Source organism: Corynebacterium sp. HMSC056E09, from assembly GCF_001813425.1.
In the GTDB taxonomy this organism is placed as follows: domain Bacteria; phylum Actinomycetota; class Actinomycetes; order Mycobacteriales; family Mycobacteriaceae; genus Corynebacterium; species Corynebacterium hesseae.
Genome location: NZ_KV812490.1, coordinates 280582 through 304062 on the forward strand (window position 1 = coordinate 280582; position 23481 = coordinate 304062).

General features: G+C 60.0%; 23 protein-coding genes and 1 pseudogene. 17 read left to right on the plus strand and 7 right to left on the minus strand.

Annotated elements, in window-relative coordinates; all coding sequences use genetic code 11:
- A pseudogene (locus HMPREF2912_RS12850) lies at positions 1 to 256 on the minus strand (HNH endonuclease); the annotation flags it as partial.
- A gap of 307 nt (positions 257 to 563) precedes the next feature.
- Here HMPREF2912_RS12850 and dapB point away from each other — a divergent pair.
- From dapB to HMPREF2912_RS04280, 7 genes are all read left to right on the plus strand, one after another.
- Entirely contained in the window at positions 564 to 1310 is a 747-nt protein-coding gene (gene dapB / locus HMPREF2912_RS04250) for a 4-hydroxy-tetrahydrodipicolinate reductase (RefSeq protein WP_070683376.1), read from the plus strand.
- The gene (gene thyX / locus HMPREF2912_RS04255; RefSeq protein WP_070524513.1) at positions 1310 to 2059 is read left to right on the plus strand and encodes an FAD-dependent thymidylate synthase; all 750 of its coding nucleotides are present in this window, start codon (positions 1310 to 1312) and stop codon (positions 2057 to 2059) included. Before dapB ends, thyX begins: the two co-directional genes overlap by 1 nt.
- Before the next feature lie 71 nt (positions 2060 to 2130).
- Positions 2131 to 3039 carry a 4-hydroxy-tetrahydrodipicolinate synthase gene (dapA, locus tag HMPREF2912_RS04260; RefSeq protein WP_070524512.1) on the plus strand — a complete coding sequence of 303 codons (909 nt, stop codon included), beginning with the start codon at positions 2131 to 2133 and terminating at the stop codon, positions 3037 to 3039.
- Between the two features lie 2 nt (positions 3040 to 3041).
- A complete protein-coding gene (locus HMPREF2912_RS04265; RefSeq protein WP_070683378.1) occupies positions 3042 to 5111 on the plus strand; it encodes a ribonuclease J in 2070 nt (689 codons plus the stop codon).
- Positions 5112 to 5154: 43 nt separating this feature from the next.
- A complete protein-coding gene (locus HMPREF2912_RS04270; protein WP_070524511.1) occupies positions 5155 to 5796 on the plus strand; it encodes a TIGR03085 family metal-binding protein in 642 nt (213 codons plus the stop codon).
- 77 nt (positions 5797 to 5873) lie between these two features.
- Entirely contained in the window at positions 5874 to 9122 is a 3249-nt protein-coding gene (locus tag HMPREF2912_RS04275; protein WP_070683380.1) for a DNA translocase FtsK, read from the plus strand.
- Between the two features lie 179 nt (positions 9123 to 9301).
- The gene (locus HMPREF2912_RS04280) at positions 9302 to 10420 is read left to right on the plus strand and encodes a TerC family protein (protein ID WP_070524509.1); all 1119 of its coding nucleotides are present in this window, start codon (positions 9302 to 9304) and stop codon (positions 10418 to 10420) included.
- 43 nt (positions 10421 to 10463) lie between these two features.
- Here HMPREF2912_RS04280 and HMPREF2912_RS04285 read toward each other — a convergent pair whose 3' ends face one another.
- The gene (locus HMPREF2912_RS04285; RefSeq protein WP_070683382.1) at positions 10464 to 10754 is read right to left on the minus strand and encodes a YciI family protein; all 291 of its coding nucleotides are present in this window, start codon (positions 10752 to 10754) and stop codon (positions 10464 to 10466) included.
- A 47-nt stretch (positions 10755 to 10801) separates the two neighbouring features.
- Here HMPREF2912_RS04285 and pgsA point away from each other — a divergent pair, with 47 nt between their 5' ends.
- From pgsA to HMPREF2912_RS04305, 4 genes are all read left to right on the plus strand, one after another.
- On the plus strand, positions 10802 to 11392 hold the full coding sequence (gene pgsA, locus HMPREF2912_RS04290) for a CDP-diacylglycerol--glycerol-3-phosphate 3-phosphatidyltransferase (protein ID WP_198530979.1): 591 nt from the start codon (positions 10802 to 10804) through the stop codon (positions 11390 to 11392).
- Positions 11389 to 11874, plus strand: coding sequence for a nicotinamide-nucleotide amidohydrolase family protein (locus HMPREF2912_RS04295; protein WP_070563138.1), 486 nt, complete (start codon positions 11389 to 11391; stop codon positions 11872 to 11874). The genes pgsA and HMPREF2912_RS04295 overlap by 4 nt, the downstream gene beginning before the upstream one ends.
- 45 nt (positions 11875 to 11919) lie before the next feature.
- The gene (locus HMPREF2912_RS04300; protein ID WP_070563143.1) at positions 11920 to 12267 is read left to right on the plus strand and encodes a helix-turn-helix domain-containing protein; all 348 of its coding nucleotides are present in this window, start codon (positions 11920 to 11922) and stop codon (positions 12265 to 12267) included.
- 106 nt (positions 12268 to 12373) lie between these two features.
- The gene (locus HMPREF2912_RS04305) at positions 12374 to 13210 is read left to right on the plus strand and encodes a PspA/IM30 family protein (RefSeq protein WP_070531429.1); all 837 of its coding nucleotides are present in this window, start codon (positions 12374 to 12376) and stop codon (positions 13208 to 13210) included.
- 12 nt (positions 13211 to 13222) lie between these two features.
- On the opposite strand, the gene HMPREF2912_RS04310 is transcribed toward HMPREF2912_RS04305, so the two are convergent.
- Genes HMPREF2912_RS04310 through HMPREF2912_RS04320 form a run of 3 tightly spaced genes read right to left on the minus strand, consistent with a single transcriptional unit; the run spans position 13223 to position 15116 of the window.
- A complete protein-coding gene (locus tag HMPREF2912_RS04310) occupies positions 13223 to 13837 on the minus strand; it encodes an energy-coupling factor transporter transmembrane component T family protein (RefSeq protein ID WP_070683384.1) in 615 nt (204 codons plus the stop codon).
- A gap of 5 nt (positions 13838 to 13842) precedes the next feature.
- A complete protein-coding gene (locus tag HMPREF2912_RS04315; RefSeq protein ID WP_070683386.1) occupies positions 13843 to 14535 on the minus strand; it encodes an energy-coupling factor ABC transporter ATP-binding protein in 693 nt (230 codons plus the stop codon).
- Between the two features lie 5 nt (positions 14536 to 14540).
- Positions 14541 to 15116 (minus strand): biotin transporter BioY, encoded by a 576-nt coding sequence (locus HMPREF2912_RS04320; RefSeq protein WP_070683388.1) that lies wholly within the window; start codon positions 15114 to 15116, stop codon positions 14541 to 14543.
- A gap of 228 nt (positions 15117 to 15344) precedes the next feature.
- Between HMPREF2912_RS04320 and HMPREF2912_RS04325 the strand changes: the two genes are divergently transcribed.
- From HMPREF2912_RS04325 to HMPREF2912_RS04350, 6 genes are all read left to right on the plus strand, one after another.
- A complete protein-coding gene (locus HMPREF2912_RS04325) occupies positions 15345 to 15749 on the plus strand; it encodes a hypothetical protein (RefSeq protein WP_070683390.1) in 405 nt (134 codons plus the stop codon).
- 238 nt (positions 15750 to 15987) lie between these two features.
- Entirely contained in the window at positions 15988 to 17121 is a 1134-nt protein-coding gene (gene recA, locus HMPREF2912_RS04330; protein ID WP_070683392.1) for a recombinase RecA, read from the plus strand.
- Positions 17122 to 17130: 9 nt separating this feature from the next.
- The gene (gene recX, locus HMPREF2912_RS04335) at positions 17131 to 17730 is read left to right on the plus strand and encodes a recombination regulator RecX (RefSeq protein WP_070683394.1); all 600 of its coding nucleotides are present in this window, start codon (positions 17131 to 17133) and stop codon (positions 17728 to 17730) included.
- Positions 17731 to 17738: 8 nt separating this feature from the next.
- On the plus strand, positions 17739 to 19289 hold the full coding sequence (gene miaB, locus HMPREF2912_RS04340; RefSeq protein WP_198530295.1) for a tRNA (N6-isopentenyl adenosine(37)-C2)-methylthiotransferase MiaB: 1551 nt from the start codon (positions 17739 to 17741) through the stop codon (positions 19287 to 19289).
- A gap of 21 nt (positions 19290 to 19310) precedes the next feature.
- Positions 19311 to 19943 carry an Rv2732c family membrane protein gene (locus tag HMPREF2912_RS04345; protein WP_070683396.1) on the plus strand — a complete coding sequence of 211 codons (633 nt, stop codon included), beginning with the start codon at positions 19311 to 19313 and terminating at the stop codon, positions 19941 to 19943.
- Between the two features lie 28 nt (positions 19944 to 19971).
- Positions 19972 to 21060 (plus strand): alkene reductase, encoded by a 1089-nt coding sequence (locus HMPREF2912_RS04350; RefSeq protein WP_083312477.1) that lies wholly within the window; start codon positions 19972 to 19974, stop codon positions 21058 to 21060.
- On the opposite strand, the gene HMPREF2912_RS04355 is transcribed toward HMPREF2912_RS04350, so the two are convergent.
- A complete protein-coding gene (locus HMPREF2912_RS04355; RefSeq protein WP_070683400.1) occupies positions 21042 to 22118 on the minus strand; it encodes a GNAT family N-acetyltransferase in 1077 nt (358 codons plus the stop codon). The two genes, HMPREF2912_RS04350 and HMPREF2912_RS04355, sit on opposite strands and share 19 nt — an antisense overlap.
- An 18-nt stretch (positions 22119 to 22136) precedes the next feature.
- A complete protein-coding gene (locus HMPREF2912_RS04360; protein ID WP_070683402.1) occupies positions 22137 to 23453 on the minus strand; it encodes a DUF349 domain-containing protein in 1317 nt (438 codons plus the stop codon).
- Positions 23454 to 23481 lie beyond the last annotated feature (28 nt).

The window sequence follows — 23481 nt, forward strand, 5'->3', positions numbered from 1 at the left end:
CTTTGACTTTCGGCAGGCTATCAAGCCGGTGGATGGCACGCAGACCTGCTTTGATGTGACCTTCCGGAAGTGACCAGGCCGCCACCAAGCTTAAAGCGGTGGTGTTGATATCAGCCTGCAGGCTGGGCATAGCAGCAACCCAGGTGTTGTAGATAGCGCGGCGGGCTGCCGCGCGGGCTATAGCGTGTGGATTATTCGGATTCGTTGTTGAGAAGAAGAAAGAAGAGGAGGTTGAAGGGTGCGTGGCGGTGGTCATGAATGTCTCCCCCGAGAAACATGAGTTAGAAGAAATGTTCTAACAATGATTCTACCGACCCTCACCGCACATGGCTATAGCTAGTAGTGAATTCACATCAAGTCGTTACTATAAACGGGGGTATCCGCGTCAAAATAGATTGGGTGTGCGATACAAATGTGACAGGTTGTAAAACCGCCTAAACGCCAGTGAACTACGCAATTGATCGAGGTTTATGGCGGCCCTCTCTGCCCTGTCCCAAACCCTGCCGGCGGCGGGGATAGACTGGGCACAGCTAACCGTATGAACACGTATGAAGGGATTGTGAATGACTATCAAGGTGGGTGTCCTTGGCGCTAAGGGCCGCGTGGGGCAGGCAATCGTGGAGGGCGTCAACGCTGCAGAAGATCTGGAGCTTGTCGCTGAAATTGATCGCGAAACCCCGCTGGAGAAGCTAGTTGAAGCAGGCGCCGAGGTTGCCGTCGACTTCACTCAGCCCGCTTCGGTTATGGATAATCTTGAGTTTTGTATCGCCAATGGAATCCATGCTGTTGTCGGCACCACGGGCTTCGACGAGGAGCGGCTAGCCAAGGGAGAGGAGTGGACTAAGAAGGAGGGCGCTGGCAACGTTCTCATCGCTCCGAACTTTGCTGTCTCAGCTGTATTGACCATGGTGTTTGCTGCCCAAGCGGCGAAGTTCTTCGATAGCGCCGAGGTTGTTGAATACCACCACCCGAATAAGCTTGACGCGCCGTCCGGCACGGCGGTTCATACTGCGCAGGGAATTGCGAAGGCTCGTAAGGAAGCTGGCCTGGATGCAATGCCGGACAAGACCGAGCAGTCCCTTGACGGTGCGCGAGGTGCAGACGTTGATGGCGTCCACGTCCATGCAGTTCGCATGCAGGGAATGGTGGCGCATGAAGAGGTAATCTTCGGTACCCAAGGGCAATCCCTGACCATCCGCCAAGATTCCTATGACCGCTCTTCCTTTACTCCCGGTGTTTTGCTTGGTGTGCGCGAGATTTCCTCCCACGCAGGTTTGACCGTGGGGCTTGAGAAGTACCTGGGGCTGTAATGGCAAAGGTCTCTGAGCTTGATGTCCAACTCATCGCGGCAACGGCGTTTTATGCACCACGAGGGGTGGATTGGAAGGCGGACGAGGGGGCGTCGGAAAGCGAGGCTTTAGTCGAGTTTGCTGGGCGTGCGTGTTACGAGTCCTTCGATAAGCCAAATCCTCGTACCGCGTCGAACCAGGCTTATTTGCACCACATCTTGGAGGTAGGCCACGACGCGCTTCTGGAGCATGCCACCGCGACGCTGTATATAAGAGGGTTGTCGCGCTCCGCAACACATGAGTTGGTGCGCCACCGGCATTTCTCCTTCTCCCAGCTTTCACAACGCTTCGTACACTCCGACGAAGCAGAGGTCGTGCTGCCCAAGTTCATTGCAGAAGATGAGCAGCTAAAGCGGTTAACGCTACAGGCGGCCGACGAAGCGCGGTTTGTCTACGAAGAGCTGCTCGACGCCCTCGAGTCCAAACTGGAAGAGGAACCAAACGCATTGCTTCGTAAGAAGCAGGCGCGGCAGGCAGCGCGTGCGGTTTTGCCTAATCTCACAGAGTCCCGCATAGTAGTGACCGGCAACTACCGTGCGTGGCGCCACTTTATCGGTGCTCGGGCAACGGAGCAGGCTGATACTGAGATGCGCCAATTGGCGGTGACATGCTTGAAGCTGTTGAGAGAGCAATCGCCGGTGCTTTTCGACGACTTCCACATCACCACTTTGTCCGACGGGACCGAAATGGCTTCGAGCCCGTACGCTTAAAGGCTTTGCAGGAGACTCGCGCACGACCCCGATGCGGCCAATAGGGGCGAAAGCGGGTAATCTTGACGCCTATGAGCACAGGTATGACAGCACAGACAGGCGTCGACACCTTCGGACGCGTAGGCGTAGCTATGGTCACTCCATTTGACCAGGATGGCGCCTTGGACGTGTCCGCTGGTCGTCGCCTGGCAGCTCATCTGGTTGATAACGGTATTGATTCGCTCATTTTGGCTGGGACCACGGGTGAGTCACCGACGACGTCGTTGGATGAGAAACTGGAGCTGTTTGCAGCTGTAAAGGAAGAGGTAGGCAGTCGCGCTAAATTGTGTGCGGGAGCGGGAACCAATAACACCGCCACCAGCATTTCAGCAGCGCGCGCTTTCGCTGATGCGGGAGCAGACAGCCTCTTGGTTGTAACTCCGTATTACTCCAAGCCTTCCCAAGCCGGTGTGTATGCGCACTTTAGCGCTGTCGCTGACGCCGTGGACCTCCCCATTTGTCTGTATGACATCCCTGGCCGCTCGGGCATTCCGATTGAGACGGAGACCCTTCTTCGCCTCGCGGAAGTGCCGAACATCAAGGCCGTCAAGGACGCCAAAGGCGATCTTGTGGCGGCTGCACCGCTTATCCAGGAAACCGGATTGGCATGGTACTCCGGAGATGACGGGCTGAACTTGCCGTGGCTGGCCCTCGGTGCTTCAGGCGTTATTTCCGTGATTGGTCATATTGCCCCGCGTGCCCTGGCTGATCTCTACGTGGCCTTCGACGAAGGTGATATCGCACGTGCGCGAGAGATCAACGCGAAAACTTTGTCCCCGCTCGTCGAGGCGCAAGGCCGCCTCGGAGGAGCAACTCTTGTTAAAGCTGCCTTGCGCCTGCAGGGCATTGAAGTTGGAGAACCTCGTCTCCCGGTTTCCGCGGCTGACGCGGATGAGATTGAGGTTCTCCGTCACGATTTGGAAAAGGCTGGAGTCCTTTAAGAATGACTGAATCCCGTAACCGTTCCCGCAAGGTGACCCGTAAGGCGGGTCCGCCTTCGGAGACCGAGACCGCCTCGAATGAGGCGGCTTCGCCGGTTTTCCAAGCGCCGAAGGAATCGGCTGCTTCCGGTGCATCCTCTAAGGAGTCTGGAAGCTCTGACGACGGCAACCGTCGTTCCCGTTCTCGTGGTTCCCGTGGCGGCCGTGGTCGCGGCCGCGGCGGCAACAACAACCACAACAACGGCAATAACAACAACGGTGGTCGTAACAACCGCAATCGCAACAACAACCGCGGCCGTCGCAATGTACCTAAGTCCATGCAAGGCGCGGATCTGACCAAGCGTCTGCCGGAGCCGCCGAAGCAGCAGAAGGACTCTCTGCGTATCTATGCCTTGGGCGGTATTTCCGAGATCGGTCGAAACATGACCGTCTTTGAGTACCAGGATGAGATGCTCATCATCGACTGTGGTGTGCTTTTCCCGTCCTCCGGTGAGCCAGGCGTGGACCTGATTCTCCCGGACTTTGGTCCGATTGAGAAGAAGATTCACAAGGTCAAGGCGCTCGTCGTAACCCACGCGCACGAGGACCACATTGGTGCTATCCCGTGGCTGCTGAAGCTGCGCCCGGATATCCCGATCGTGGCTTCGCGCTTCACCATTGCGCTGATTGCTGCCAAGTGTAAGGAACACCGCCAGAAGCCGAAGTTCGTTGAGGTCAATGAGAAGTCCGATGTGAATTACGGTCCGTTCCGTTGCCGCTTCTGGGCAGTGAACCACTCCGTCCCGGATGCCCTCGGCGTCATGCTGGGAACCCCGGCTGGCAACATCATCCACACCGGTGATATCAAGCTGGACCAGACCCCGCTGGATAACCGCCCGACGGATCTGCCGGCCCTGTCGCGCTACGGCGACGAAGGCGTGGACCTCATGCTGTGTGATTCCACCAACGCCAACATCCCGGGTGTGTCCGCCTCTGAGGGCGACATTCCGGCAACGTTTAAGCGCCTAGTTTCTGGGGCCAAGCAGCGCGTGATCATCGCTTCCTTCGCCTCGAACGTCTACCGCGTGCAGGCGGCTATCGACGCCGCCGTAGCCGCAGGCCGCAAGGTTGCGTTCAACGGCCGCTCCATGATGCGCAACATGGAAATTGCGGAGAAGATGGGCTTCCTGAAGGTTCCGCGCGGCACCATCATCCCAATCGATGAGGCAGCCAAGATGGCTCCGCACAAGGTGCTGCTCATCACCACCGGTACCCAGGGTGAGCCGATGGCAGCGCTGTCCCGCATGGCCCGTCGTGAGCATCGCCAGATCACCGTCCGCGATGGTGACCTCATCATTTTCTCCTCCTCCCTGATTCCGGGTAATGAGGAGGCCGTGTTCGGCGTTATCAACATGCTGTCCCAGATTGGCGCTGAGGTCATCACGAACAAGGAAGCTAAGGTCCACGCCTCCGGCCACGGCTATGGTGGCGAGCTGCTCTTCCTTTACAACGCTGCACGCCCGAAGAATGCCATGCCGGTGCACGGCGAGTGGCGCCACCTGCGTGCAAACAAGGAGCTGGCAGTCTCCACTGGTGTGGCCCGTGATCGCGTGGTCCTTGCGCAGAACGGCGTTGTCGTCGATCTGCGCAACGGCCGTGCTGAGGTCGTCGGCCAGATCCCGGTGGGCAACCTTTACGTCGATGGTGTGTCGATGGGTGATGTCGACGCGGATACCCTCGCGGACCGCACCAACCTGGGTGCCGGCGGTGTCGTTTCCATCACCTGTGTCATCGATAACCGCACGTCGCGCCTGCTTGAGCACCCGACGGTGTCCACGACGGGCTTCTCCGACGATGACCGCGGTATCGTGCCTGAGGTCGCCGAGATGGTGGAGAACACCATGAATGACCTCGCCGCTGAGGGGGAGAACGATACCTACCGCATGGTGCAGAAGCTGCGCCGCAAGGTCTCGAAGCTCATGGACTCCAAGTACAAGCGCGAGCCGGTGATTCTGCCGACCATCGTTCCGACGAACTCGGATATCCTGCTGCCTGACGACGACGAAGTTCACGCTTCCCGCGAATCGCTCTAAAGCTAAGGCCGCAAGCGCCCCAGTGTTCCCGCCTCCGGTGGGTATGCTGGGGCGCATGTCGTTTTCTTCAGCAGAGCGCGCCAAGATGGTGGCGTTGTTCCATGAGCTTGGCCCTGATGCCCCGACGTTGTGCGAAGGGTGGACAACCCGAGACCTAGCAACGCACTTGTGGGTGCGTGAGAACCGCCCTGATGCAGCGCTCGGTTCCTTTATTCCAGCGCTGTCCTCTCATGCACGGAGCGTCGCTAATGGGGTCCGCGAGGGCATGACGTATGAGGAGTTGGTGGATGCGTGGGGGAGGGGAGCATCTAGGTTTAGCCCTCTGCGCTATGTAGACTCCGTGTTCAACGCGGCCGAGCACTTTGTCCACCATGAGGATCTCCGCCGAGCTAATGGCCACATTGAACCAAGGGATCTTTCACGAGCAGTCAACAAAGAGCTACTGGCGCCGTTGAAACTGCTAGGCACACGGCTGCTGTCGCACTCGCGCCTGCCCGTTGTCCTGGAGCCACAAGGTTTCCCGCCGATCGTGGCTGCGGATAGACATCGTGTGTCTGGACAAGGCGACGCTGTGGTTCGCGTACGAGGTACCGTGTCCGAGGTGCTCTTGTGGGCCTTCGGCCGCGACGCTGCTGATGTCGAGATTGAAGGCGATGAATCCGCAATCGTAAGGTCAAGCCTGTAGGCTGAACCGCTAATTTTCTTCGCCATACGTGTGTGGCGCATGTTGTTAATGGGGCTTTTGCTACTAGAGTGGCAATCATGTCTGTCAAGAACGCTCCGTCTCGCGCCTCCGGCCGAGGTCGCACGGCCAATCGCTCGCGACCGTCGGGCCGCACAAGCTACTCGCTGACGTCTGCTACTCGCGCTGCCGAGACCTCCGAAGAGAGGACCGGCAGCGCCTTTCGTGCCGTTGGTCACGGACTGGGCACCGTATTTGGCGCTACGGCCCGGGGCATGGGGAGTATGGCGCGGGGAGTCGGGCATGGCCTCGCCGGACTCAAGCCAGCTGAAGCGAGAGATCGGGACGAGGATCTTTATGATCCCGCTTATGATGCGTCCTATGACGAAGAGGCTTTTGATGATTACGACGATGTGAGGGAGCCAGGGGAAATTTCTGGACGCGCGAAGAATAAGAGAACTAGCAACAGGGCTGAGGGTGGCACTTCGTCGAAAAGCAAGGTGACCCGTGCCCAGGACGTTGACGGCGAGATGCCGACGAGCATCATGGAGCGCCCCGCCCGGGTAGAGAAGAGCATTCGCGTCTCCAACCCGGATGCGGTCGCGCTCGTGCTGATTGGTGTGGCCATCGTCTTGGCCTGCGCTACGTGGTTCCAGGTGGCTGGCATTATCGGTGAGTACCTCACCAATGCTGTGCGCTATGTGATTGGCGCGGGCGCCTATGTTCTTCCTGTTGCGCTCATCGCCGTAGCCATCGCGCTCATGATGGACCTTTCCGGCCCGGCCGGCCACTTCAAGCCGCGCGTGGTTGGCGGCACGGCCCTGATCGTGGTCTGCATGCTGAGCCTTATCCATATCTTTGCTGGGCTCCCGGACCTTACGTGGAATAATAACGCCGCCGGAGAGGCCGGAGGCGCTATCGGTTTTGCTATTGGTGAGCTGCTCGTAGCAGCCTTCTCTAGCTACGTGGCCGTGCCGTTGCTCTTCCTGTTGATTGTCTATGGGGCGCTCAACATCACCGGCATCACCCTGCGCGAAGCTTATGACTTCGTGGCTGCTCAATTCTCTGCCCTCGTCGGTGGTCTCCGTGATCGGAAGGACCGCTCGGAGCATGAGCTGCTTGACGACGCCTCCGCAGACGACTACGGCTATGTCAGCGATGACATCGACGCCATTGCCGAGGGGCGCGAGCGCCCCACGCGCCCGGTCCATACCCCGCGTCCGCGTCAGCGCCAGCGCACGCAGCACACGCAGAGCTACCCGGCTCTGCCGGATGAAAACGCCACGGTCTCCTTTGACTCGGCGGCACAGCCCACGAAGCAGGAACCGGTCCAACACGGCCGCCCCTCCTTTGATGCCGTGCCCGAGCGCCGCGTCGATGACACCGACGAGATCCCCGTTGTTCCGGAGCCGGAGCAGAAGCAGAAGGCAGCACCGAAGCCTGTCGAGAAGCCGGTTGAGAAACCTGCGCACAAGCCTGCACAGCAGAAGCGTCCCCGCGTAGACGTTGGCGGTGCCGCCGGTGCGGCGCTGGGGGCGGCAGCCGCGGGGGCGTCGGCAAGCGTAGCGTCTGCTGGGGCGGCCGGGGAGGACGTTGTCTCTGCCGCACACTCCGAGGCCGTCCGTATGTTCCAGGAGCGTTCCGGCCGCGATGCGCGCACGGGCGCCAAGGTCGACGAGGATGTTCAAGACGCGGCGCAACAAGCACCCGCGGCCCCGAGCGGTGCGGAAGATACCGCACTGGGAGGCGGTTATGACGTGCCGACGACTGACCTGCTTACGGCCGGCAAGCCTGCGAAGGCTCGCACGGAGGCCAACGACCGCATCATCGAAGCCATCACTGAAGTATTTGAGGAGTTTAAGGTCGATGCCCAGGTCACCGGGTTTAGCCGTGGCCCGACAGTGACGCGCTATGAGATTGAGCTGGGACCAGGCGTCAAGGTTTCGAAGATTACCAACCTGCAGTCCAATCTGGCTTATGCAGTGGCGACGGATAACCTGCGCCTGTTGACCCCGATTCCGGGCAAGTCTGCAGTCGGTATCGAGGTGCCTAATGCGGACCGTGAAATGGTGCGCCTGCGTGATGTTTTGGATTCCCCGGCATTGCGTGCTGATAACGATCCGATGCTCATCGGCTTGGGTAAGGACATCGAGGGTCAATTCACCTCCTTCTCCGTGAAGAAGATGCCGCACCTTCTCGTGGCCGGCGCAACCGGTTCAGGTAAGTCGGCGTTCGTGAACTCGATGCTGGTCTCGCTGCTGACCCGCGCGACCCCGGAGGACGTTCGCCTCATCCTGGTGGATCCGAAGATGGTCGAGCTCACGCCCTACGAGGGTATCCCGCACCTCATCACCCCGATCATTACGCAGCCAAAGAAGGCTGCTGCGGCCCTGCAATGGCTGGTGGAGGAGATGGAGCAGCGCTACATGGACATGCAGGCTGCCCGCGTGCGCAAGATCGAGGATTTCAACCGCAAGGTTCGCAGCGGCGAATACCAGGCCCCGGCCGGCTCCCAGCGAGAGATGCGCCCGTACCCCTACATCGTGTGCGTCGTGGACGAGCTCGCGGACCTCATGATGACGGCGCCGAAGGAGATCGAGGACTCCATCGTCCGCATCACCCAGAAGGCCCGTGCGGCGGGTATTCACCTCGTGCTCGCAACACAGCGCCCGTCCGTGGACGTGGTCACCGGCCTTATCAAGACCAACGTGCCGTCCCGCCTGGCGTTCGCGACGTCCTCGCTCACGGACTCCCGCGTCATCTTGGACCAGGGTGGTGCCGAAAAGCTCATCGGTATGGGCGATGGCCTGTTTATCCCGCAGGGCGGGCGCCCAGTGCGCATGCAGGGCGCGTTCGTCTCCGACGAAGAGGTGCAGGCGGTTGTCGACGCCGCGAAGGCACAAGGCGCACCGAACTACACCGAAGGTGTCACGGAGGATAAAGCCAAGGACGCCAAGAAGGAGATCGACGAGGAGATCGGCAAGGACATGGACGACCTCTTGGAGGCCGTCGACCTCGTGGTCACGTCCCAGCTGGGTTCCACCTCGATGCTCCAGCGCAAGTTGCGTATCGGATTCGCCAAGGCCGGCCGACTCATGGACCTCATGGAATCACGCGGTGTGGTCGGGCCATCGGAAGGCTCCAAGGCCCGTGAGGTGCTGGTCAAACCGGAAGAGCTCGACACCATCATTTGGATGATCAAGGGGGCGGACCCAGCAGAGGCACCGAAGGAAGTCCAGGAAGCTGAAGGCACTGACGGTGCTGACGAGGAGTCAGCAGATACCCGCACCGTCGAAATCTCTGCCAACCCCTCCACAGGTGCGTTCTAAGTTCCGTGTAGGATAGGACGAGTCTTGGAGGGGAGTACCCCAATCCTCGGCGTCGATCGTCAACACGGCAACTGCGGTACAGTTCCCGGTCGCGCCGGCTAGCGTTGCTCTGCGTAAGCATCACTAGCGGGGGAGACCTCCGGTCTTTGTTGTCGCGTCGACCGGAGGGATAGCGCATTATGCACGTACCATTGTGGGTTTGGGCCATCACCATGGTGGTGATTCTGGGCTTTTTTATTTTCGATTTCTACAGCCACGTTCGCTCGCCCCATGAGCCTACGCTCAAGGAATCCGGTGGGTGGACGCTGTTCTATATGGCAATCGCCGTTGTCTTCGGCGGAGTTGTATGGGTGCTGTGGGACAGCGAACATGCCGCTCAGTTCTACACCGGTTGGGTGACGGAACAGGCGCTGAGCGTGGACAATCTATTCGTCTTCTCGCTCATCATGGGATCCTTCAAAATCCCCCGCAGATACCAGCAGAAGGTGCTCCTCATCGGAATCGTTTTGGCACTGGTATTCCGTCTCATTTTCATTTTGTTGGGCGCGGCAATTATCGCTGCATGGTCCGATGTCTTCTACATCTTCGCAATCTTCCTCATTTACACCGCAGTGAAGCTGCTCATCGATGAGATCAACGACGCCCCGGAGACTGACCCCAATGACATGTTGGTGGTCAAATGGCTGCGCAAGGTCGTACACGTAACCCCGCGCTACCACGGCGATAAGCTCACCCACCGTGAAGAGTCCGGGGAGAAGAAGGGGAAGTTCGCGCTTACCCCGCTGTTCGTGGCGCTGGCAGCAATTGGGCTTATCGACGTCATGTTTGCTTTCGACTCCATCCCCGCCATCTACGGCATTACCTCGGAGCCCTTCCTGGTATTCACCACCAACGCATTCGCGCTCATGGGGCTGCGTCAGATGTTCTTCCTCATCGATGGCCTGTTGGACCGTCTGGTTTACCTGCCCTATGGCCTGGGTATCATTCTGCTGTTCATCGGCGTCAAGCTGTTGTTCCACGCATTGCATGAGAACAACTTGCCGTTCATTAATGGCGGTGAGGATGTTTCCGCCGTGCCGGAGATTTCCACGCTGATGTCGCTGCTGGTCATCGTCGGCGTGCTCGCAATCACTGTGTTGCTGTCCGTGTGGAAAGACAAGCGCGACCAAACTCAGGGTGGCGTGGTGATTTCCCACAACCACTACGACTGGGACGATTTTGGCAACAAGATCGTTCGTAACAAGCAGGGAGAGCTTGTGGGCAAGGCAGAGGACCTGCCGAAATCCGAGCTGCCCTAACTCCGAGTGCTGCCCGAGTCCCGGGCAGCATGGGGGGAAGAGTTTAAAAGGAATTGATAACGGGATTCCACTCGCGGAAGGCACGGCCCGCAACAGCGCCTTCGGTGTAGAAGGGATCTTGGTCCATGAGGGCGATTACCTCGGCCACCTCAATTGACTCGTCCTCAAACTGCAGGACGATGAGAGCCCCACCCTTGGAATCGGTGAAGGGGCCCGATCCGCAGATCTGGCCTTTCTCATGGAGCGCGCCGATGAACTCGCGGTGTTTCGGGCGAACATTTGCGATGACTGGGTTGGATGGATTGTATTCATAGGAGACAGCGAAGTACTTCATATTTTCCATGGTAGTGCTCGCGCGAGGGGTAGGGAGGCCACGGTAGGATGAAGGGCGTGAATGATTCTCAGGCTGCGCACAACCACTCTCAAACCGCGGATGTAAATCCCGAGGTCTCCAATTGGAATCTTCCCAATATCTTGACCAGTTTGCGCATCCTCTTTATCCCCCTGTTCGCCTGGTTGGTTCTGGCCGGACATGAGTGGTGGGCCTTTGTATGCTTTGCGCTCCTCATGCTCACAGACAAGCTGGACGGCGATATTGCACGCTCGCGTGGGCTCATTACAAATTTCGGCAAGATTGCGGATCCCATCGCGGATAAGGCTCTGATGACTGCGGCCTTCGTGTGCCTCAACATCACTGGTGCTCTGCCCGTGTGGATCACCGTCGTCATTCTTTTCCGTGAGTTCGGGATTACTATTTGGCGCTTCTTCTTGCTGCGCCAAGGAAAAGTGGTGCCGGCTTCCCAAGGTGGAAAGCTCAAGACAGCGCTGCAGACCTTGGCGGTGGCGTTGTATCTCTGTCCGCTGCCGGGGTGGATGGACCTTCCGAGCTTCCTCGTCATGTTGGCTGCCGCCTTCGTTACTGTCCTGACCGGCATCCAGTATCTCATTGATGGCCGTAGGGAGAACCAGTGAGCATCGAGAAGCAATTAGTGTCCAAGCTCCGCGAGCGCGGCGAAACCGTGGCGTTCTGTGAGTCCCTTACTGCAGGTTTAGCCGCTGCCACTGTGGCGAGCGTGCCGGGAGCCTCGGCGGTGTTGCGGGGCGGTCTGGTGACGTATGCGACAGAGGTCAAGGCACATTTCCTCAACACCACCGTGGAAGAGCTTGACGATCAAGGCGTGGTGTCTGCCGCTACTGCCGCGCAGATGGCTGAGGCCGCAGTTGTCGAAACGCGTGCGGATTGGGGGCTAGGGCTGACTGGTGTGGCCGGGCCGGACCTCCAAGAAGGTAAACCTGCGGGAACCGTGTATGTGGGGCTGTGCGGGAGGGGCGACGGGGGCGTCGCCAAGCGCGGCGTCCTCTATGAGCTTTCTGCTGAGGGGCGCAACGCGATTCGTGCCGGTGCAGTTGAGGCAGCATTGAGTCTTCTCCTATCAACTCTTGAAGAAAAATAGTTGATTGTGGGAACAAGGAGGAGTGCTGGGCCGTTGTACGGAGTGATGAACACTTCAGTTGCATTACTTGATAAGCCCACCCAGACCAGCACGCGGTCGACGCGGACCCCTGAGCCGCTGCTGCGTGAGGCACTCGGACTGACGCTTCGCGCCTTCCGTGCGGATAAGGGCGTGACCCTTCGTGAGCTCGCCGGTGTAGCGCGCGTGTCCCCGGGATACCTTTCGGAGTTGGAGCGCGGCCGCAAGGAGGTTTCCTCTGAGCTTCTGGCATCCGTGTGCCATGCGCTTGATGTCAGTGTTTCCGATGTTCTCATCGAGGCCGCTGGCTACATGGCGCTGCCATCGATGGATGAGGAGCTAGCGTCCACCGCACCCGCAGCATCGGAACCGTAGAACCGCGGCGTAGCACTGCTTGCTTCGCTAATATTAGGCAGGCAGAGAATTCTTTTCGAACACTTTTTATAGACACAACGAACTGCTGAGAAAGGCACCTTCTGTTATGGCGAATCCATTCGTAAAGGCCTGGAAGTACTTGATGGCTCTCTTCGATTCGAAGATCGAGGAGAACGCTGATCCGAAGGTACAGATTGAGCAGGCAATCGAGGAAGCTCAGCGCCAGCACCAGGAGCTCTCGCAGCAGGCTGCGGCGGTCATCGGCAACCAGCGTCAGCTGGAGATGCAGCTCAACCGCCGTCTCAGCGAGATCGAAAAGCTGCAGCAGAACACCCGCAACGCTCTGAACTTGGCGGACAAGGCTCGTGCTGAAGGCGATGCACAGAAGGCTACCGAGTATGAGAACGCAGCAGAAGCCTTCGCCGCCCAGTTGGTAACTGCCGAGGAGTCTGTTGAGGACACCAAGAAGCTGCATGATCAGGCACTGCAGCAGGCGGAGCAGGCTAAGAAGGCCGTCGAGCGCAATGGCATGGCCCTGCGTGAGAAGGTCAACGAGCGCTCGAAGCTGCTGTCCCAGCTTGAGCAGGCCAAGATGCAGGAGAAGGTTTCCGAGTCCCTCAACTCGATGAATGAGCTTTCTGCCAACGGCAACACCCCGTCCCTGGACGCGGTGCGCGACAAGATTGAGCGCCGTTACTCCAAGGCCCTGGGCCAGGCAGAGCTCGCGGAGAACTCCGTGTCTAACCGTATGCAGGAGATTGAGCAGGCTGGCGTGCAACTGGCTGGCCACTCCCGTCTCGAGCAGATTCGCGCGGAGATGAATAACCCGAAGGCCGTGGAGGGCAACTCCCAGCAGGCAATCGGCTCGGCAGGAACCCAGGCTCAGCCGAACGTGCAGAACGATGCTGTTCAGGCTCGCCTGCGCGAGCTGCGCGGAGAATAGGCGAGAATAGGCTTAGTCGCCGACGCCGCGCGCTTGAAGCGCCTCACCCATGGCGCGTGCGCGGCGGATAGAGCGAATGATAACCGGGGTGCCAAAAGCTGTTAATGATGCCGTGGCGCCCCGGGCTTTTCGTGCGTCTAGCACCTCGACCACGGTTCCCAGCATGAGGGGAAGCAGTCGAATAGTCAGGGACATCGCCAGCGTGATGTTCTCAACGGGGACCCCGAGGCGCCCCAGCGGGGCGAGGGCGCGATCCAGGGAGTCCATCATCTCCGAGACCTTCGTCGTGAGCGTCAGCAGGACCGCCGCGCTAATCGCCGCGTAAATCGTGAGGAACATGATGGCAGCCGCCGTGAAGTCCTTCTGCCACCACTGAAATGCAGCGAGTGCGACGAGGAGATAGAGCGGCGGCGCGAGCTGGCCGAGCGCGACGCGAAAGGGAACCCGGGCAATGGGGAAGAGGGCAAGGGGGAGAGCGAGGCTTAGCGCTGCCCAACCGATCGTGTGAACGGCCAGCGAAGTCACGAGGATGAAGCCGATGAGTACGAGGAACTTCACCGCGGCGGGGATGCGGTGGATGATGGTGTCGGCGTCGACATAGAAGCCGAGTGGGATGTTCTTGGGCATGATCGCTAGAGGGGACGGGATTCCATGAGCTTCGTATAGAAGGGAATGACCTCGTCGGGTGTTCCATCGGCGGCTACGTGGTGGTCGTCAATGCACAGAACGCGGTCAAAGTCGGAGAGGAAGTCGAGGTCGTGGGTAACCACGATCAGCTGCTGCTCCAGGCTGGCGAACTCGCGGCGAATGCGGTCACGGTTGCGCAGATCCAGCAGGGTTGTCGGCTCGTCGGCGATGATAACGGTCGGTTCCATGACCAGTACCGCAGCCAGCGCAAGGAGCTGTTTCTGCCCGCCGGAGAGCGAGTGTGGGGATTGCTCGGCCAGGGCGTCGAGGTCGAAGCGTTCGAGTGCGGCGTCGACACGCGCGGTGCGTTCCTCCCGAGGCAGCTTGAGGCGCCGCAGGGAGAATTCCACGTCATCGCGTACCTGCGGCATGACGATTTGGTTCTCGGCGTCTGAGAACACGAATCCCACGCGGCGCCGGATTTCTTTGCCGTGCTTGGCGACGTCCATGTTGTCCACCAAGACCTCACCGCGTGAGGGCTCACCGAGACCATTGATGAGCCGGACGAGGGTTGACTTGCCGCCGCCGTTGGCGCCGATGATGCCGATGCGTTGTTCGCTCAAGTTGAGGGAAACGTCGTTAAGCACCGGCGTCTCGTCGAAGGTGACGGACACGTTACGGAATTCAATGAGCGGCACGGGAGCTACTTCGCCTTAGCGGTGCGTCGGCCCATCAGGTCTGGGAACGCTGCGTGGACGCCGACCGCAATGACAACCATTACGGCGACCTTGATGAGATCGGGGATGAGGAATGGCCCCTGGGCGATGGTGGCTGCACCGAAGGACATGTCAGAGCGGTACATCAGGCCGAGAATTCCGCAGAAGTACTGGACGGCGAGGCCAACGACGCCGGCGATAGCGAGGACGAGCGTCATTCCACCCTTGTTGCGCGGGGCGCGGTAGGCGATGAGTCCGGCGATGGCCGGGGCAACCACATAACCAACGAGGTAGCCAACCGTGGGGCCGGCGAGAGCGCTCAACGCGCTACGTCCGCCGGCGAGGATGGGAAGGCCAACGAGGCCGAGGGCAATGAAGAGCAGGCCTACGAAGAGGCCGCGGCGGCCGCCGAGGACCAGACCCGCGAGGATGATAACCGCGTTTTGAAGAACGATGGGCACGCCCGCGGTGGGAGTGGGGATAGAGACAAAAGCAAAGACTATGATGAGCGCGGTAAAGACCGCGACGTACGCGATGTCAGTCGCGACGGAATTCTTTTTCATGGGCCAAAGTTTATCCAGTGGGATAACTGTGCAGCAAATAGCACCTTTTGAACAGTGTTCAAGCACGTAATTTGGGCGGCGCATCCACCCCGAACGGGGTATCTTTGGTGCATGGAAATTGGGCAGAAACAAGCGTGGCTTAAGGGTTTAGGGTGCCTTAGGGCGCGCTATGGGGCAGTAGTACTTCTTTCCGGTGCGGTCATAGGCGGCCTAGCTGGATGTTCGTTGGTGAATTCCGCGAATGTCATCGAAAATATCGATGAGGCCGCTGGGGTCGAGGAAAGGGAGCCGGGAAGCGTAGACATGCCGATCGGTGACATCTTCGATTCGGAGTATGAACGGGTGATCATTATTTGCCCTGGCGCTGCCGAAAGGGATGTCCTCGCCGCCAGCGATGGAACCTGGCAGGGAGGTACAGATGAGGATGATGAGTGGGTGCCACCGGCGGCGGGTAGCGTTGAGCTCTACCGTGATGTGCAAGGGCCGGGGTATTCCAAGTATATGAGTAGCAGGGCTGACCTTGATGACCTGGATGTTTGCAGCTCATTAGGGGAGGAGGTGGCCGTTCTTCAGACTGCTGAGAAGGTGACCTTCTCGCGGCAAGAGCAGGACGGTCCTTGGGTACTTCAGTAGTGGAGGCTGTTGCTGGGACACGCGCTTGGGCGAAATGGAAAATCGAACACTTGTGTGTGTATTGTGGGACGTGGTCCGGCGGGCACGTTAGGGTGACTTCGTGGCTTGAGGAGAGGGCGCTAAGGCTGTTTGAGTCGCGCCAGGGAACCTCAGCTGCCACGTGGCAGTCTAATTAGGTGCCACTTTTAATTAACGCGTAAGAACGCACTACAACTGACGCACGATAGTGAGGAAATGAATGGCTACGAAGAAGAAGTCCTCGGCAGCGAGCAAGGGCAATGATCGTCAAAAAGCCCTTGACGCTGCCATGGCGATGATTGAGAAGGATTTTGGTAAAGGCGCCGTTATGCGCCTGGGTGATGATGATCGCCCGCCAATCCAGGCTATTTCCTCCGGTAATACGGCCATCGATATCGCATTGGGCGTCGGCGGCTTCCCGCGTGGCCGCATCGTGGAGATTTATGGTCCGGAATCCTCGGGTAAGACCACCGTTGCCCTGCACGCTATTGCATCGGCGCAGAAGACTGGCGGTATTGCGGCCTTCATCGATGCTGAGCACGCTCTCGATCCGGAGTATGCACGACTGCTTGGCGTTGATACCGATAACCTGCTGGTCTCCCAACCGGATACTGGTGAGCAGGCTTTGGAAATCGCCGATATGCTCGTGCGCTCTGGCGCCATTGACATCATCGTGATTGACTCGGTTGCTGCCCTGACCCCCAAGGCGGAGATCGAAGGTGAGATGGGTGATAGCCATGTTGGCCTCCAGGCTCGTCTCATGTCCCAGGCGCTGCGCAAGATGACGGGTGCTCTGTATAACTCGGGGACCACCGCCATCTTCATCAACCAGCTCCGTGAGAAGATCGGCGTCATGTTTGGATCGCCGGAAACCACGACTGGTGGTAAGGCGCTGAAGTTCTACGCCTCGGTACGCTGCGATATTCGCCGCATTCAGACCCTCAAGGACGGTCAGGATGCCATTGGTAACCGCACCAAGCTCAAGGTTGTAAAGAACAAGGTCTCCCCGCCGTTCAAGATCGCTGAGTTTGACATCATGTATGGCGAAGGTATTTCGCGCGAGTCTTCCATCATTGACCTCGGCGTTGAGCATGGCTTCATCAAGAAGTCTGGTTCCTGGTTTACCTATGAGGGTGACCAGCTGGGCCAAGGCAAGGAGAAGGCTCGTAACTTCCTCAAGGACAATCCGGATCTGGCGGATGAGATTGAGAAGAAGATCTTTGTCAAGCTCGGTGTGGGTGCTGCCGCTGCCGAGAGTGGCGACAACGTGGCCATGGATGTGCCAGGAGCAGATGATCCGCTGACGGATGAGTCTGTGGATCTGGTTCCGAACGTCGATTTCGACGACGACTAAACGGGATCAATGGCACAACCCTCACCGGAGAAGATTGCGAAGCTGCGCCAGGCCCTCGAATCCTATGAATCAGGTGACGCGGGCGGGCAGCTGGTTGATGCAGCAGCCGAGGCAGCGAAGGCTCCCGTGCGTTCTCGTGCGCTGGGTCTGCTGGATCAGAGAGCGCGTTCCCGCAAAGAACTGCGTGACCGCCTCGTTGCTGCGGACTTCGAGCCCGACGTGGTCGAGGAAGTTGTTGATGACCTCGCAGATGTCGGCCTTGTTGATGACGCGAGCTTTGCCAAGGAATGGGTTCGCCAGCGTCATGCGCGGCGCGGCAAGTCGTCCCGAGCCCTCAACGTGGAGCTCAAGGAGAAGGGCGTTGATGCCGCTGATCGGGCCGCAGCCTTAGAGCAGATTACAGAAGAATCTGAAGAGGCTGTCGCCCGCCAGGTCGCGGAGAAGAAGGCACGGACGCTTAAAAAGGTTCCGGCCGACCGGCATCAAAGGGACAAATTCCTGCGCCGCATCGTGGGAACGCTCGCGCGGCGCGGCTACAACCAGGAACTTGTCATGCGCATATCCATCGAGGCTCTTGATGCGCGCATCGCCGAATTAAAGGCATTATGAGTAGCCGGATGGGCCAGTTAGAATGTCCCCCCGTGAGCTCCCCCGTAAGTAATACTCAGCCCCGCACCTATGAGGTGCGGACTTTCGGCTGCCAAATGAACGTTCATGACTCCGAGCGCATCTCCGGTTTGCTCGAGGAAGCCGGCTACTCGGCGGCACCGGATGGCGCCGAGCCTGACCTCGTAGTCTTTAACACCTGTGCTGTGCGTGAGAACGCGGACAAGCGTTTGTATGGAACCCTAGGTGCGCTGAAGAAAACGAAGGAAAACCACCCCGGCATGCAGATCGCTGTGGGCGGCTGCTTGGCGCAAAAGGATAAGGACACAGTCCTTGACCACGCGCCGTGGGTCGATGCGGTATTCGGCACCCACAACATGGCGGCGTTGCCGACACTTCTTGAACGCGCCCGCCACAATGATGAGGCCCAGGTTGAAATCGTCGACGCGCTTGAGGCTTTTCCCTCCGTGCTGCCGGCCAAGCGCGAGTCCGCCTATGCCGGGTGGGTATCGGTCTCCGTGGGCTGCAATAACACCTGTACTTTCTGCATCGTTCCTTCCCTGCGCGGCAAGGAAGAGGACCGCCGCCCTGGCGACATCCTCGCAGAGGTTCAGGCCTTGGTGGACCAGGGCGTTTCTGAGGTGACGTTGCTGGGCCAAAACGTCAATGCCTATGGCGTCAATTTCGCTGACCCGGACCTGCCGCGAGACCGCTTCGCCTTTTCCAAGCTGCTGCGGGAAGTGGGCAAGATTGAGGGGCTTGAGCGCCTGCGCTTTACTTCCCCGCACCCGGCAGAGTTCACCTCCGATGTCATCGATGCCATGGCGGAGACCCCTGCGGTGTGCCCGCAGTTGCACATGCCGCTGCAGTCTGGCTCCGACAAGGTCCTCAAAGACATGCGCCGTTCCTACCGCACGAAGAAATTCCTGGGCATCCTCGACGAAGTGCGCGAGAAAATGCCGCATGCCGCCATCACCACCGATATCATCGTGGGCTTCCCCGGTGAGACGGAGGAGGACTTTGAGGCCACCCTGGATGTGGTGCGTCGCGCCCGCTTTGCCTCCGCGTTTACCTTCCAGTACTCGCCGCGTCCGGGAACCCCGGCTGCGGTCATGGAGAATCAGATCCCGAAGGATGTAGTGCAGGAGCGCTTCGAGCGCCTGGTAGCGCTGCAAGACTCCATCCAGGCCGAGGAGAACGCGAAGCTCATTGGCACCGATGTGGAGCTCCTGGTCCAGGCGGAAGGCGGCCGTAAGTCCGCCGAGACCCACCGTCTTACCGGCCGTGCTCGCGATGGCCGCCTCGTTCACTTTGCTCCCGTCGATGGTGAGGGCAAGGACATCTCCGCGGAGATTCGCCCTGGCGATGTCGTGCACACCACCGTGACGGATGCGGGCTCTTTCTTCCTCGTGGCCGATTCCGGTGTCAGTGAGCACCGTCGCACCAAGGCCGGCGACATGTCGGCAGCGGGGCAGACCCCCACCACGGCACCGATTGGGGTGGGGTTGGGCCTGCCGGGCGTCGGCAAGCCCAGCGCTCCCGCTGATTCCTGTGGCTGCTAGAAGGGAGTAGGCTCCGATTCTATGAGTGATGACTTGAAGCAGGTGCGCGATGCTGTCGCCGCAGAAAAGCGCGCGGCGAAGACCATCGAACTGGGAAAGCACAAATATGCGCTCATCGTGTCTGTCGTGGTGTGGGTAGCGTATCTGGTGTTGCCTTATGCCGGTGACGCCCGTGGATGGGAAGCACTCTTCGTAGGCGGAACCGCCGAGGGAGTGCGAATTTCACTTATGGAGACCGTTAGCGCCTGGTTAGCGTTGGGTGGCGTGGGAATTCTGACTACCGCTACGATCCTTACGCGGCGGACGTCTGTGGCTCTCGCCGCATGGATGATGGTGACCATCTCCTTTTTCGTTAACTTGTGGGGATTCTGGTACCGCGGCGGTGCCGCTGAGGGGGCATCTATTGGCATGTACGTGGGCGCTGTGTCTACGTTGGTGGCCTTCCTGGTGTACTGCCAAGTGGCGTTGCGCCGCAGCCCTGAGCAGTTAGCCGCCGCGGAGCGCGTGCGGGAAGTCTCGGGGCAGCTTGACCACGTGGGAGTCCTGCAGAACGAAGCCGCGACCGCGCTTCCAGCGGAACAGAACCCGCTGCTTATCGACGACCGCCGCTCGCGCGCCGCCTCACGCCACCGGAGCCATCAGGGCGAGGAATAAGCGTTCCTAGATTCGTGTTGTGGAGTGCATGGCTACACTCTTTGACTCTTTAGAACTGGGACGACTAACGCTTCCAAACCGCGTGACGATGGCGGCTTTGACCCGGTCGCGCGCAGGGCGCGACGGCGTCCCCACGCAGCTGCATGAGAGGTACTACACGCAACGCGCCTCCATGGGGCTAATCGTGACAGAAGGTGTGTTCCCAGCGGTGACCAGCCGTGCCTTCCCAGGCCAGCCTGGTATCGAGACATCAGAGCAGATAGCCGGGTGGCGTCGCGTGGCGAAGTCCGTTCACGATTCCGGCGGGCGCATCTTCATGCAGGTAATGAATGGCGGGCGATTGTCTCATGCCAGCCTTCTTGAAGGGGCGGAGCCGGCAGCTCCCTCCGCGCTGGCCTCCGGCACTGCGGTGAGAGATTTCGAATCCCGTAAGGAGTGCCCAGTGCCCCGAGCACTCGATAGTGAAGAGATGCCGCGCATCATCGATGAGTTCCGGCAAGCCGCACGCAACGCTATTGACGCAGGCATGGATGGCGTAGAGATCCACGGTGCCAACGGCTATCTTTTGCACCAGTTCCTTTCCCCAAGCTCCAATCACCGCGACGATGCTTATGGCGGAAGCCCGCAACATCGCTATCGCCTTGTGGAGGAGATCCTGCGTGCGGTGGCTGAAGAGATTGGCGCGGACCGCCTTGCGCTGCGCCTATCGCCGCAAAACAATATTCAAGGCATTGAGGAAAGCGACGTTGAGGATGTGCGCGCCACCTACGGTGGGCTGCTTCGCGCTATCGAGGACCTCGGCTTGGCCTATGTTTCCTTCCTGCACGCAGAGCCCACTGGTGAGCTCATCACCGAGCTGAGCACTCTTGTTCGCGCCAACGGGAAGACACGCGTCATCCTCAACTCAGGCTTTGGCCGCATCACCCAGCGGGAGGAGGCCGAGCAGCTGGTGCAGTACGGCGATGCCGTGGCGGTGGGGCGGCTGGCTATCTCGAATCCGGACCTAGTCCGCCGCTGGCAGGAGGAATTGCCTGTTACCGCGCCGGATGAGAGCACGTTCTACACGGGAGGGGAGCGCGGCTATACCGACTACCCCGTTTACACGGTGAGTTCGTAGGCGCTGCTGGCGGAAATGACGTGCGCCCCGAGGCGGGCATACAGCGCGTTCATCGCTGGATCGGCCTGGGCCACTGAGCAGTACGCACGGCGCACGGTGGGCCAGTGGTGCGCCACTGCGTACTGAGCGTGCTGTTTGGCGCGCGTGGCGAACCCGCGGCGTCGGTATTCACGGTCAGTCACTGTGAGCGTCCACTCGCACACCTCGGGGTCTGCATCGCCGTGGCGGGAGAGCTCCGTGAGGGCGACGACATTACCTTGGTCGAGAATACCCACGAGCAGAGTGTGCGCTCCGCGGGAGCGCAGTCGGGCGTGGGCCTCCTTGAGGCGCTGCCGCGTCCACACGATGGGCTCGACGCTCAAGTCACCGTAGACCGCGTCGGTGGAGGCGAGGGTGAGCAAGCGGAGGACGTCGTCAAGCAGTGCATCCGGAATGTCGTAGTCCGGCCAGACGTGCGCGCCGAGGACCGGGGAGGTGGCAGCGATGTCGATGTACATCTGGCGCTCGGCGTGCTTCTGGCGAAAGCCCAGTTCGAGGTAGGCCTGCGACATCGGATCGTATGAGTAGTCCGCGTCCGGCGGGTACAGCATGCCAACCTGGGCATTCTTGCGGCCTAGCTGGCGGGTAAGGCGTTGGGCTTCGCGGGCCAAGATCCGCGTGACCTCGAGGGCTTCCGGCTCCAGCTCTTCCCCAGGCAGCGGGAGGAGATCGGCGGCGAGGACGCACTCGATGTCGGCGTTATCTGTCTCTTCCAAAAGCGGAAGCGAGATGTGGATGAAACCGTCGAAGTCAATTTCCGGGCTGGGCTCGGCGGCCGAAATAACTGGCAAGCCTAACTCTCCAGCTGGGCCCAAGACGGAGTCTGTCAGACCAAAGAGGTAGGTGCGTGACTCCGTAGAACCTTGGAGACGCTGGAGCACGCGACGTGGAGAGCCACTGGCTGCGGGATCACCGCTGGCCTCTTGCGCGGCAAGGTTAGCGTCGAAGACGAAGCTGCGGAGACAGTCAGCGGGCTCAGCGTGTGCCGAGCCCGGCGGGGCGACGATGTGAACGAACACTCAGGCTACGCAGCGCGCTTACTTGCCGTTGACAGCAGCCGCGGCGGCATCCGCGAACTCCTGCCACTGCTTGGCCTGGGTACGCAGATCCTCTGCCTTCTTGGTATTGCCCTTGGCCTCAGCTGCTTCTGCTTGAGCGGTGAAGTCATCCACCTTGGCCTGGAACTGAGCCACGCGGGCCTGGGCCTCCGGATCGGTCCGGCGCCACTCTGAATCCTCGGCATCGCTTACGCGCTTTTCCAGAGCGGAAATCTTAGCCTCGAACTCGCGCACCTGATTGCGTGGGACGAAACCAATCTCCTCCCACTTTTCTTGCAGCTCTCGCAGCTTGGCCTTTGCCGCGTCGAGCGACTTGGTGGGATCAATCTGGGAGTCATATTCCGCAATGAGTGCGTCCTTGGCGGCGGCGTTCTCTGCGAACTGCTTGTCGCGCTCATCGTTGACGGCGTTGCGGGCATTAAAGAAGTGGTCCTGCGCGGCGCGGAAGCGGGCCCAGAGCTTGTCATCGATCTCGCGCGGCGCGCGGCCAGCGGCCTTCCACTCCGTCATGAGGTCGCGGTAAGCGCGCGCCGTCTCACCCCAGTTGGTGGATTCCTTGATGGCTTCTGCGCGCTCAACCAATTCTTCCTTCTTGGCGCGGGCAGCAGCGCGGTTGCGGTCGAGCTCAGCGAAGTGCGAGCCGCGGCGGCGGTTGAAGGAATCGCGGGCGCGGGAGTAGCGCTTCCACAAGGCATCATCCGTGTGACGGTCGATGCCGCGGATCTGCTTCCATTCCTCGAGGATGGCGCGGATGCGGTCGCCGGCGGCCTTCCACTCTGTCGAGTTAGCGGCGATGTCCTCGGCCTCTGCGGCGAGCTTCTCCTTCTTTGCGATTGCCTCCTCGCGGCGGCGGGCCTTATCGGCCTGTGCTTGCTCGCCGGCTTCGACGGAATGCTCGATGACGGTGCCCAGGCGCTGATCCAAGGCTGCGATATCACCAATCACCGCCTGCGTGGGCAGGGATTCCCGCAGCTCTGCCGCGGTAGCCTTAATCGATGCTGCATCGCCCGGATGTGCATTCAGGCGGGATTCCAGCAGCTCGATCTCAGTAGACAAATCATCGTAGCGTGCGCCAAAATGCGCTAGGCCTTCTTCAGGAGTACCCGCCTGCCATTCACCGATCTTGCGTTCGCCCTCGGGTGCTTTGACATACACCGAACCATCAGCATCAACGCGGCCCCACTGAGTGGGATCGTTCTTCACAGGCTGCACCGGGCGAGCTGCCGGGGCGGAAGGAGTTGGGCCGGGGCGAGAACCCTTGCGGGGCATGGCTCCAGGGGAAGGAATAGCGGACATGGTAGGAAACCACCTTCGGTACTATCGC

Coding starts and splice junctions, on each gene's coding strand:
- dapB (WP_070683376.1), top strand. CDS start 564: ATGACTATCAAGGTGGGTGTCCTTGGCGCTAAGGGCCGCGTGGGGCAG.
- thyX (WP_070524513.1), top strand. CDS start 1,310: ATGGCAAAGGTCTCTGAGCTTGATGTCCAACTCATCGCGGCAACGGCG.
- dapA (WP_070524512.1), top strand. CDS start 2,131: ATGAGCACAGGTATGACAGCACAGACAGGCGTCGACACCTTCGGACGC.
- HMPREF2912_RS04265 (WP_070683378.1), top strand. CDS start 3,042: ATGACTGAATCCCGTAACCGTTCCCGCAAGGTGACCCGTAAGGCGGGT.
- HMPREF2912_RS04270 (WP_070524511.1), top strand. CDS start 5,155: ATGCTGGGGCGCATGTCGTTTTCTTCAGCAGAGCGCGCCAAGATGGTG.
- HMPREF2912_RS04275 (WP_070683380.1), top strand. CDS start 5,874: ATGTCTGTCAAGAACGCTCCGTCTCGCGCCTCCGGCCGAGGTCGCACG.
- HMPREF2912_RS04280 (WP_070524509.1), top strand. CDS start 9,302: ATGCACGTACCATTGTGGGTTTGGGCCATCACCATGGTGGTGATTCTG.
- HMPREF2912_RS04285 (WP_070683382.1), bottom strand. CDS start 10,754: ATGAAGTACTTCGCTGTCTCCTATGAATACAATCCATCCAACCCAGTC.
- pgsA (WP_198530979.1), top strand. CDS start 10,802: ATGAAGGGCGTGAATGATTCTCAGGCTGCGCACAACCACTCTCAAACC.
- HMPREF2912_RS04300 (WP_070563143.1), top strand. CDS start 11,920: ATGAACACTTCAGTTGCATTACTTGATAAGCCCACCCAGACCAGCACG.
- HMPREF2912_RS04305 (WP_070531429.1), top strand. CDS start 12,374: ATGGCGAATCCATTCGTAAAGGCCTGGAAGTACTTGATGGCTCTCTTC.
- HMPREF2912_RS04310 (WP_070683384.1), bottom strand. CDS start 13,837: ATGCCCAAGAACATCCCACTCGGCTTCTATGTCGACGCCGACACCATC.
- HMPREF2912_RS04320 (WP_070683388.1), bottom strand. CDS start 15,116: ATGAAAAAGAATTCCGTCGCGACTGACATCGCGTACGTCGCGGTCTTT.
- recA (WP_070683392.1), top strand. CDS start 15,988: ATGGCTACGAAGAAGAAGTCCTCGGCAGCGAGCAAGGGCAATGATCGT.
- recX (WP_070683394.1), top strand. CDS start 17,131: ATGGCACAACCCTCACCGGAGAAGATTGCGAAGCTGCGCCAGGCCCTC.
- miaB (WP_198530295.1), top strand. CDS start 17,739: ATGGGCCAGTTAGAATGTCCCCCCGTGAGCTCCCCCGTAAGTAATACT.
- HMPREF2912_RS04345 (WP_070683396.1), top strand. CDS start 19,311: ATGAGTGATGACTTGAAGCAGGTGCGCGATGCTGTCGCCGCAGAAAAG.
- HMPREF2912_RS04350 (WP_083312477.1), top strand. CDS start 19,972: ATGGCTACACTCTTTGACTCTTTAGAACTGGGACGACTAACGCTTCCA.
- HMPREF2912_RS04360 (WP_070683402.1), bottom strand. CDS start 23,453: ATGTCCGCTATTCCTTCCCCTGGAGCCATGCCCCGCAAGGGTTCTCGC.